This window comes from Kitasatospora sp. NPDC058492 (assembly GCF_042720685.1).
In the GTDB taxonomy this organism is placed as follows: Bacteria; Actinomycetota; Actinomycetes; order Streptomycetales; family Streptomycetaceae; genus Kitasatospora.
This window is the reverse complement of sequence record NZ_JBHXMU010000093.1, coordinates 24,016-27,413: the sequence shown is the minus strand read 5'-3', so window position 1 is coordinate 27,413 and position 3,398 is coordinate 24,016. Positions and strand designations below refer to the sequence as shown.

At 70.1% G+C, this 3,398-nt stretch carries 1 protein-coding gene; it reads left to right on the top strand.

Annotated elements, in window-relative coordinates:
* Window positions 1-558 precede the first annotated feature (558 nt).
* A complete protein-coding gene (locus tag ACFWPI_RS36925; RefSeq protein ID WP_380378923.1) occupies window positions 559-3,000 on the top strand; it encodes a Helicase associated domain protein in 2,442 nt (813 codons plus the stop codon).
* Window positions 3,001-3,398: the final 398 nt, after the last annotated feature.

Below are 3,398 nucleotides of genomic sequence, written 5' to 3'. Positions count from 1 at the left end.
GGGTACCCCGGCGGCAAGCCGCCGGGCAGGACGCGCCTCCGCTTCGCTTCGGCGAAATTCCCGCGCAAGCGCGGGAATAGAATTCCGCAAGCGGAATTCAGAAGCGGACGGTAAACCCGCTTCGCGGGTTTACCCGGATTCCCGCAAGCGGGAATCCGATAGCTGGCCGGGAGGGGCGGGGTGCATCACGTGCGGCACTGTGTAGGGCCAGGAATCCTAAGCCACCCCCGACCTCCGACCCCCTGTCACCTCACAGTCGGTCAAGGCCGACGCCACCCGTCGAGCCCAGTGGACTCCGCTTCGCTCCGCCCACCCTGAACGCCCGTCACCACTCACTCCCACAGTCAACAACATCCGAGAAGATACCATCCCGGGGATGGTATCGTGCCCAAATGGCACCGCGCATCACCCTGGATCGGGAACCTTCAGCAAGCCTGATGCATCACAGTAATGCACTGTGTAGAGTCAGTGTTGCAGGCGCACCCACGGTTTTGAATCTCTTGCGGGCGTTGTGCAGTCAAGGAAATCCCCTCCGGCACTCCATGAAGGGACGGGGCAATGCCCATCGAGTTGCGTGACCACCAGATCGAGGCGGTCGACGCGATCATTCGCGCCCTGGACATCCCGCCGGGCGGGGTGATTCCGGCGAACGGGCTGCGCGCGCAGATTCACGCGGCCTGCGGGACCGGGAAGACGTACATCTGCGCGGCTGCCGCACGGCGACTCGTCCCGCGCGGGCGGGTGCTCGTGCTGGTTCCGACGCTGGCCCTGCTGGGGCAGACCATCAAAGCGTGGCGGGAAGTCGGGCACACGGGGCCGGCGGTCGCGGTGTGCGGGATGCAGGACGACGTCGAGCTGTGGTCGATGGACGTCCGGTGCACCACCAACCCGATCCGCCTGGCCATGTGGCACGGGAGCGGGCCGGTGACCATCTTCGCCACCTACTCCAGCCTGGGTGTGCTGGCGGAGGCTTTCGAGGGCGCCTACTGCAAGGCACTGGAATCGCTGGACCTGGCCGTGGTCGACGAGGCGCACCGGACGTCCGGGAGTCTGGGGAAGGCGTGGGCGGACATCCACCACCAGGCGGTGATCCCGGCCGCGCGGCGCCTGTACGCCACCGCGACCCCGCGGATCTGGCAGGAGCGGCCGGCACCCGCGTGGGAGCTGCGGGAGGGGGAGCGGCACGAGCGGTTGCCGCAGGAGATGGCCGCGTCCATGGACGACGAGGCGATCTTCGGGCCGGTGGCGTGGAAGCTGCCGCTGTCCGAGGCGGTGAAGCGGGGGCTTCTCGCCCGGTACCAGATCATCGTGGTCGAGCTCACCGACCCGGTCGTCACCCCCGAGCGCCTGATGAGCCCCGAGCGGCGCCAGGAGGAGATCCGTGGGCAGCGGCTCGGCGCGCTCCAGGCCGCCGTGCTCCACACCATGGCGCAGCACGGGTTGCAGACGATGATCACCTTCCACCATCGGATCATCGAGGCGCAGGCGTTCGCGGAGGGCCTGTCGGCCGTGGCGGGGAAGCTGCACGCTGGTGACCCCGAGTTCTACCCGGAGCGGGTCTGGGCGGACTGGCTTAAGGGCGAGCACGCCGGCGAGCGACGGGCTCGGGTGCTCGCCGAGTTCGGGCGCAGCGCGCGGCGGGCGGTGCTGGCGCAGTGTCGGGTGCTGGGTGAGGGCGTGGACATCAGGGCGGTGGACTCGGTGGCGCTGCTGGACCCGAAGGGTGCGCCGCACGACATCGTGCAGGCGATCGGACGGGCGCTGCGGCAGCAGCCCGGTCAGGGGAAGCTGGCGTCGTTGATCGTGCCGGTGTTCCTTGAGGAGGGCGAGGCACCGCAGGACATGTTCACCTCTGGGAGTTACCGGCCTTTGGTGAGTGTGCTTCAGGCGCTTCGGGCTCATGATGAGGAGGCCGTGGAATTGCTGGCGATTCCTCAGGTCGAGCAGACGAATGTGGTTGAGCCGTCCATGGATATCGGTTCGGAGCCGCAGGAGGGTGAGGAGGAAAGCCGGATGCTGCTGCGTTTCTCGGCTCCCAGGGATCCGGTGATGGTTGCGCGGTGGGTGTCGTTCAATGTGATCGACACGGAGCGGCAGGACTGGGCGCGCGGGTGGTCCGCGGCCGAGAAGTACTACAGGCGGGAGGGGCATCTGCGGGTGCCGTTCGATCACCGGGAGGTGACCCGGGCGGGGCTGGATCCGCATCAGATGTACCCGTTGGGGCACTGGGTGAGTGAGCAGCGCAAGGCGTACGCGGCTGGGGAGATGGAGGGCAAGCGGGTCGAGCGGCTGGAGTCGCTCGGGATGGTGTGGGATCCGCTGGACGCGGCGTGGGAGGAGAACTTGGCCGCGTGCCGGGTCTACTTCGAGCATCACGGCACCCTCGCCGCTCCCCGTACGGCCACCGCGTTGGACAAGCCGGTGGGGCAGTGGTTGTCCAACCAGCGCCGGCCCGGTGTGCTGGCGGATCGGCCGGACCGGGTGGAAGCCCTGGCCGGGATCGATCCGGACTGGAACCCCGGGTGGCCGCTGGACTGGCAGCGCCACTACGCCGCTATCGCCGACTGCGTCGAAGGTGGGGCGCAGTTGTCCGATCTGCTGCCGGGGGTGACGGTGCACGGGCTCGATGTCGGTCGGTGGCTGGAGCGGCAGCGTCAGTACATCGTCTGGCACGGGCTGATGGACGGGCAGCAGGGGCGCCTGGCCGCGCTCGGGGTGGAGCCGCTGGCGGCCCTGGCCGGGGAGGCGGCGCCGAAGAAGAAGGCCGGCGCCGGGAAGCCGAGCGCGTTCGACCGGGGCGTGGTCGCGCTCGCTGTGTACCGGGAGCGGGCCGGGTCGGTGACCGTGCCGCGCCAGCACGTGGAGGAGATCCCGGGCGGCGACGGGGGCACGGTGGAGGTGAAGCTCGGGGTGTGGATCTCCAACACCAAGAGCCGCCGGGCGAAGCTGACCGGCGAGCAGCTCGACCAGCTCGCCGCGCTCGGGCTCGACTGGCGCTGACCCGGCCGGGCCCGGTGATCGGGCGGCTGTACGGCCGACCGATCACCGGTTGCCGACTCTCCACCCGGGGCCCCGGCCACGGGGACGCGGCGGGCAGCGCAGGCCCATCCCATCGGCACCCGAGTAACAAGATCAGAAACGCAAAGGAGATACGGCGAACGCGACACCGGACGGTACGGCTTCGCGCCGCTGCTGACACCACGGCCGAACTTCACAGGTGGGTGCGGGCGCGCAGCGGGCCGGGTGGGCCGCAGGACGGGACACGAGTGCAAGCCGGGCATACGCCCCGGTCTGAGTCCCGGGGGCCCCGGGCCCGGGGGGCGGGGCCGAGCGCGACGGGGGTTGGGGGGGGGGGGGGTTAGCGCCCCCCGGGCCGGGGGCCCCCGGGTGGGGGGTGT

Bases quoted from the DNA above. Each gene is read 5' to 3' on its own strand.
- ACFWPI_RS36925 (WP_380378923.1), top strand. From the start codon at position 559: ATGCCCATCGAGTTGCGTGACCACCAGATCGAGGCGGTCGACGCGATC.